The organism is Nonomuraea diastatica, from assembly GCF_004349015.1.
Classification (GTDB): domain Bacteria; phylum Actinomycetota; class Actinomycetes; order Streptosporangiales; family Streptosporangiaceae; genus Nonomuraea; species Nonomuraea diastatica.
Map to the genome: position 1 here is coordinate 1 of NZ_SMKP01000318.1, position 6263 is coordinate 6263.

General features: G+C 69.6%; 6 protein-coding genes. All 6 read right to left on the bottom strand.

Features of this window, described 5'->3' with window-relative positions; translation table 11 throughout:
* Nucleotides 1-138 precede the first annotated feature (138 nt).
* Nucleotides 139-1017: a rod shape-determining protein MreC gene (gene mreC / locus E1294_RS50445; RefSeq protein ID WP_132520008.1), complete on the bottom strand. Its 879-nt coding sequence runs from the start codon at nucleotides 1015-1017 to the stop codon at nucleotides 139-141.
* The gene (locus E1294_RS50450; RefSeq protein ID WP_132520011.1) at nucleotides 1017-2048 is read right to left on the bottom strand and encodes a rod shape-determining protein; all 1032 of its coding nucleotides are present in this window, start codon (nucleotides 2046-2048) and stop codon (nucleotides 1017-1019) included. The genes mreC and E1294_RS50450 overlap by 1 nt, the downstream gene beginning before the upstream one ends.
* 318 nt (nucleotides 2049-2366) lie before the next feature.
* On the bottom strand, nucleotides 2367-2777 hold the full coding sequence (gene ndk / locus E1294_RS50455) for a nucleoside-diphosphate kinase (protein WP_020546379.1): 411 nt from the start codon (nucleotides 2775-2777) through the stop codon (nucleotides 2367-2369).
* Nucleotides 2778-2915: 138 nt separating this feature from the next.
* Entirely contained in the window at nucleotides 2916-4490 is a 1575-nt protein-coding gene (locus tag E1294_RS50460) for a hypothetical protein (protein WP_132520014.1), read from the bottom strand.
* Between the two features lie 11 nt (nucleotides 4491-4501).
* Nucleotides 4502-4843, bottom strand: coding sequence for a DUF4233 domain-containing protein (locus tag E1294_RS50465; protein WP_132520017.1), 342 nt, complete (start codon nucleotides 4841-4843; stop codon nucleotides 4502-4504).
* Entirely contained in the window at nucleotides 4843-6132 is a 1290-nt protein-coding gene (locus E1294_RS50470) for a bifunctional folylpolyglutamate synthase/dihydrofolate synthase (protein ID WP_132520020.1), read from the bottom strand. Before E1294_RS50470 ends, E1294_RS50465 begins: the two co-directional genes overlap by 1 nt.
* Nucleotides 6133-6263: the final 131 nt, after the last annotated feature.

Sequence of the window (6263 nt, forward strand, 5' to 3'; positions counted from 1 at the left end):
CACCCGACCCCACCAGAGGATCATCGGAAGGCGTCACCTCACCTGGCAGCGGAGCGAGCACCTCGCCCGCGCAGGCGCCCGCACCTGGCGCCGCATCCACTTCCGGCCTCAGAACCGTCGTCCCTCCCGGCGACCCGATCACCGCGCCTTCTCCTTGGGGGGTAGCACCGCGTCACGCGGGTCACGCTTGGGCGCCTCCACCACCACACCGACCACGTCGAGAGCCGTCAGGTCCGCGTACGGCCTGGCGTAGGCGATGCGCGTCAGCTCTCCAGGCGTCGACTCCACCCTCTCGATCACCCCGACGGGCACCCCGGGCACGTAGGGCCTCCCGTGTTGCGACCCAAAGCTCACGATCCGCCCGCCCCTGGTCAGCGGCGCGGTCGAGTCGAGGAGCCGGAACTGCACGAGCCGCCCGTGCTCCCCCACCCCGTGCACGACGCCGATCTCTTTGGCCCCTTCCAGCCGCGCCCCCACGGCCGAGGCGGGATCGCTGAGCAGCACCACGGTCGAACTGTGCGCCGACGCGCGGATGACCCGCCCGACCAGCCCCTCGCCGTTGAGCACGGTCATCTCCGTGCGCACGCCGTCGACGGTGCCCACGTCTATCTGCACGGCGTCCTCGAACCCGGGCGCTCCCCGCCGGGCGACGACGTTGGCCGGCACCACCTTGTATCCGCCCGCACCGGCCAGGCCGAGCAGTCCCTTGAGCTCCTTGGCCCGGTCGGAGTCGAGTTTGCCGGTCAGCATCCCCGCCCGGAGCTTGGCGTTCTCCGCTTTGAGGGCGTCGATGCGCTCCTGAGCGCCGGGCGCGGCCACCACCGCCTGCACGAACCCGCTGATGGGACGTACGACCCCGCCGCCGAGTTGCTCCACCGTGCCGAACACGTAGGCTCCGGCCGCGCGCAGCGGGTGCAGCGGCGAGTTGTCGCCCGTGCGATGGTCGATGGTCAGGATGACCAGCGCCGCCGCCAGCAACGCTCCCAGGATCAGCCGGGCACGGTTCGAATCTCTCATCAGTGTCGCGACTCCGGAACCAGGACCTGCTGGAGCGCCTCGAACTCCTCCGCGCACTTGCCCGAGCCGATGGCGACCGAGTCGAGCGCGTTGTCGACGAGGTGGACGGGCATGCCCGTCTCGACCTTGACCCGCTCGTCCAGCCCTCTGAGCAGGGCGCCACCGCCGGTGAGCGCGATGCCGCGGTCCATGATGTCGCCGGACAGCTCGGGCGGGCACTTGTCGAGCGTGGTCTTGACCGCGTCGACGATCGCGTTGACCGGCTCCTCGGTGGCCTTCCTGATCTCCTCACTCGACACGATGATGGTCTTGGGCAGCCCGCTGACCAGATCGCGGCCGCGGATCTCCGCGTGCGACTCCTCGCCGTTGGGGCAGGCCGAGCCGATCGCCATCTTGATCTCCTCGGCCGTACGCTCGCCGAGCATCAGCGAATATTCCTTCTTCGCGAACGAGATCACCGCCTGGTCGAGCTCGTCGCCGCCGATCCGGATCGACTGGCTGGTGACCACGCCGCCCATCGAGATGATCGCCACCTCGGTCGTGCCGCCGCCGACGTCGACCACCATGTTTCCGGTGGGCTCGTGCACCGGCAGCCCAGCTCCGATGGCGGCCGCCATGGGCTCCTCGATGATGTAGACCTTCCTGGCACCCGCCTGGTATCCCGCCTCCTTCACCGCGCGTTGTTCGACGCTGGTGATGCCGCTGGGCACGGCGATGATGATGCGCGGCTTGGCGAGGTGGCGGCGTCGATGCACCCTTTGGATGAAATATCGCAACATCCGCTCAGTGACGTCGAAATCGGCGATCACACCATCCTTGAGCGGACGAACGGCGACGATGTTGCCAGGCGTGCGGCCAATCATCCGCTTGGCCTCGATGCCGACCGCCACGATCTTGCCGGTGGCGGTGTTGATCGCTACGACTGACGGCTCGTTTAGCACGATGCCCCGGCCGCGCACGTAAACCAACGTGTTTGCGGTGCCCAGGTCGACCGCCATGTCGCGGCCGAGAAACGCGAGCTTGCTGCCCATGGGGAACGGAGCCCTCCGTAACGTCCAATGCGAATGACTACGGATCGAATTCGAATCGTAACGTGACGTACCCACCGATGGGCGCAATGAGCCCCCGCGCCCCTCAAAAATCTCCAGCCCCTACCTCAACCGCAATTTTGCCCGGATTGCACCACAACATCCGACCAGCCGCGGGAACGTCCCAACACCCAACCACGGGCAAGGTTATGGGAACCCTCCGACAAAAATCTGCTCGCGCCCCGGTAAAGAAACCGGCGAAAAGACCACGTGCCCGCGCAGCGAAAAGCTGCGCGGGCACGGCAGGAAAGGAGGAACCGGTTAGAACCTGTCGGGGAAGAAGATCTTGATCTCCCTGGCGGCCGACTCGGGCGAGTCGGAGCCGTGGACGACGTTTTCCCCGATCTCGAGGGCGTGGTCGCCACGGATCGTGCCGGGGGCCGACTTGACCGGGTCGGTGGCGCCGGCCAGCGCACGGAAGGCCTCGACCGCGCGCGGGCCCTCGAGCACCATGGCGACGAGCGGCCCCGAGGTGATGAATTCGACGAGCTCGCCGAAGAACGGCCGCTCGGAGTGCTCGGCGTAGTGAGCCTTCGCGGTGTCGGCGTCGAGGGTGCGCAGGTCCATCGCCACGACCTTGAGGCCCTTGCGCTCCACGCGGGCGATCACGTCACCGATGAGGCCGCGCTTAACCCCGTCGGGCTTGATCAGGACAAGAGTGCGCTCGGACACTTGATGTTCTCCTTCGAGCAGAGTGGGACGCGGCGACAAGCACCGGACCTGGCCCGGTGAACGCTCCGCGGGGCACGGGCCCACGCGTCGCCATGACAGGGCCCTCAGCTTACCGTCCCGCGCCGCGCCCTCGTTTCGCTACGCGGAGGCGGTGTCCTCGGGCGAATGCGCCTGTGGCGGCACCGCCGGCGGCTCGGGCCGACGCTCGTCACCCCACCGCGGCCGGCCCGTGTCAAAGGCCGACTCGGGAGGCGTCCCAGCCCGAGCACCCTCATCTGCGGGCCCGCCGGCGCAGGGCTGCTCCCCCGGACCGGCGTCCGCCCCCTCGCGCGGGGACGGCGCCTCATCCTTCACCGTCCGCCGGGCCATCACCGAGGCAAGCGCGATCACCACGACCAGCAGGAAGCCGCCGATCAACGCCCACCAGTGCAGCGCCCCGACGAAGCGGTCGACCAGTTCCTGGGCGGAGCGCACCCCGTCGAGCATCGTCATCTGCACCCCGGTGCCCAGCAGGAAACCCGCCAGCACTCCGGCGCAGCACAACGACAACCCGTAGACCGCCGCCCCGAAGCCCACATCCTGCAACGCCGCCGTCAGCGCCACCGCCGCCCCTGCGGCGAGCAGTGTGAACGGCACCACGAGCACCAACCCGTCGGCGGCGGGCACGACCAGCCGGACCGAGCACAAACCCGCGACCATGGCCAGCAGCCCCAGAGGCACCAGCCACCGCGCGGCGATCCCGGCGAACAGCCGCACCGCCACGGCCGCCGCGACGGCGAGCAACCCGGCCACCCCGAACGGAACCCACAACCCGCGCAGCCCCGGCCCGCCGAGCCCGCCCATCTCCATGAGCGTGACCTGCGCCGCGCTCGGTAGGAGCACCACACCCACCGCCACCATCGAGTACGACAGCGCACGGTTCCGTGACGGCCCGAATGAGGCCAGCACCAGCAGCCCGACGACCCCAAGGCCGGCCAGCGCGATGACCGGGATCGCCCGCCAGCCCTCGTTCGCGGTGCTGATCGCCATGATGGCGATGCCCGCTGCGGGCGCGACGGCCAGCAGCAGCCTGCCGCGGTCCTCGTCGTCGGCCGTCTGCGTGGAAGGGCGGCCGAGCAGCATCCACGCCACGAAGTGGACGGCGGCCAGAGCGAGCGCCACACCCGTCACCAACGGGTAGGGCTGCAACGTCACCTTCCAGCTGCTCACCGCGTCGAGTGGCCAGAGCGCCAGCGCCTGGGCCGCGAGCAGGCTCAGACTGAACATGCCCGCCCACAGGGCGCGCAGCACCCGCGCCCGATCCCAGACCGCCGCGAGCGTGGCGGGCAGGATCAGGCCCGCGCCGATGCCACGCACCACGCGCACCACTCCGACCAGCAGCTCGGACCCGGCGTAGCCGCCTGCGGCATCGGACAACGCCACCAGCGTCAACCCGGCGAGCAAGAGGTGCGCGGCCTTAACCCGGCGCAACGCCACGGAGGCGAGCGGCACGGTGAGCACCAACGCGGGCAGGGCGAGCCCGTGGGTACGCATGAGCCCGATCTGGTCGATGTCGCCGGGCAGCAGCTTGGCGACGACGGAGAGCGTGTTGGGAATCGCGACGATCGCCAGCGGCAGCGCGGCCACGACGAGGAGCCCGAGCACGGCGTCGAGCAGCCATGGAAGCCTGGGGCCGGCCGCATGCGGCGACCGATGGATCGGGGGGACGGCCATGTAGGCCGACTTTAGCGGGTAGTAGCGCCTTCGACACGGCGAGCGACGATAATCGCTGTGATCCACAGTGCGGCGAAGATCGCCCCGAGGAAGAACATCGCCGCCACGAGGAAGCCCGTGCAGATGGCCAGCACCTGGACGACGCTGCCGAGGACGTAGCCGAACGGCTTCTTGAGCAGGCCCGCGGCGACCACGCACAACACGGCCAGGCCGATGCCGACGGTGACCGCGAGCCACGGCTCGACCCCACCGACGCTGATCGCCACGGGCGTGATCAGCCCGGCGACGATCGCCTCCATGCCGAGCACGCTGGCGCCGAGCCGCCGCATCCCAGGAGTGACCTCGAAGTTCATCACGAACCATCCGCCTTCAGCAGCAGCCGCGCATCCCCCGCGGTGACCACGGACCCGGTGATGAACACGCCGGTTCCGCTGAACTCACCCTCGGCGTCGGCGATGCCGATGCCCCTGTCGATGGCGTCGTCGAGGCGGTCGACCACGTGCACGCGCTCCTCGCCGAAGACCGGCACCGCCAGAGACCCCAGCTCCTGCGGCGTCATCGACCGAGGAGAGGAGTTGCGCGTGACAATGATCTCGTCGACCACCGGCTCAAGCAGCTCCAGCAAGGCGTCGACGTCCTTGTCGCGCATGACCGCGACCACGCCGATGACCTTCGCGAAGTCGAACGCCTCGTGCAGCCCTTCCAACGTCGCCTGCATGCCGGCGGGGTTGTGGGCGGCGTCGACCACGACCGCCGGCGTGCGCCGCACGACTTCCATCCGCCCCGGCGAAGCGGCCCCAGCGAACGCCTGGCGCACGAGGTCGGCGTCGAGCGGGTCGTCGCCGCCGGTGAGCGCCTCGACGGCGGCCAGCGCGCAGACGGCGTTGCCGGCCTGATGAGCACCGTAGAGCGGTAGGTAGACCTCGTCGTAGACGCCCTTGAGCCCGCGCATCGTGAGCAGCTGCCCACCGAGCGCCACCTCGCGGTTGAGCACCCCGAACTCGAGCCCCTCCCGCGCCACGACGGCGCCGACGTCGGCCGCGCGCCTCATGAGCACCTCGGCTGCCGGCAGTTCCTGCTGGGCGAACACGGCGGTGGAGCCGGGCTTGATGATGCCCGCCTTCTCCGCGGCGATGCTGGGGATGTCGGGCCCGAGCCGATCGGTGTGGTCGAGCGAGATGGGCGTGATCACCGACACGGTGCCGTCCGCGACGTTGGTGGCGTCCCAGGACCCGCCCATTCCGGCCTCGACGACCGCGACATCGACCGGCGTGTCAGCGAACGCCGCGAACGCCATCGCCGTCAGCAACTCGAAGAACTGGATGCGCCGCCCCTGCGTGTCGGTCAGCTCGACATACGGGATGATCTCCTCGTAGACCTCAGCGAACCGTTCCTCACTCAGCGGCGCACCGTCAACGGTGATCCGCTCGCGCATCGACACCAGGTGCGGGCTGGTGAACCGCCCCACCCTCAGGTTGCGCTCCCTGAGGAGCGCCTCTGCCAGCCGCGCCGTGCTCGTCTTGCCGTTGGTGCCGGCAATGTGCATGACGGGGTACGCCCGCTGCGGGGAGCCGAGCACATCAAGAAGGGCCGCGATCCTGTCGAGCGTCGGCTCGAAATCCCACTCGACGCCACGCTCCATGATCGCGCGTTCTACCGCACGATAATCCACACCTCAACCCTACTGACCGCCACCACCGCTCACGACGCGGCCCGAGCGCGGAGGCGCCCCAACGCAAAAGGAGGGGGTTTCGACGCGCTAAGCGTCGAAAC

What these genes read in the sequence shown, in the direction of transcription:
- mreC (WP_132520008.1), bottom strand. Translation starts at nt 1,017, where the DNA reads ATGAGAGATTCGAACCGTGCCCGGCTGATCCTGGGAGCGTTGCTGGCG.
- E1294_RS50450 (WP_132520011.1), bottom strand. Translation starts at nt 2,048, where the DNA reads ATGGGCAGCAAGCTCGCGTTTCTCGGCCGCGACATGGCGGTCGACCTG.
- E1294_RS50460 (WP_132520014.1), bottom strand. Translation starts at nt 4,490, where the DNA reads ATGGCCGTCCCCCCGATCCATCGGTCGCCGCATGCGGCCGGCCCCAGG.
- E1294_RS50465 (WP_132520017.1), bottom strand. Translation starts at nt 4,843, where the DNA reads ATGAACTTCGAGGTCACTCCTGGGATGCGGCGGCTCGGCGCCAGCGTG.
- E1294_RS50470 (WP_132520020.1), bottom strand. Translation starts at nt 6,132, where the DNA reads ATGGAGCGTGGCGTCGAGTGGGATTTCGAGCCGACGCTCGACAGGATC.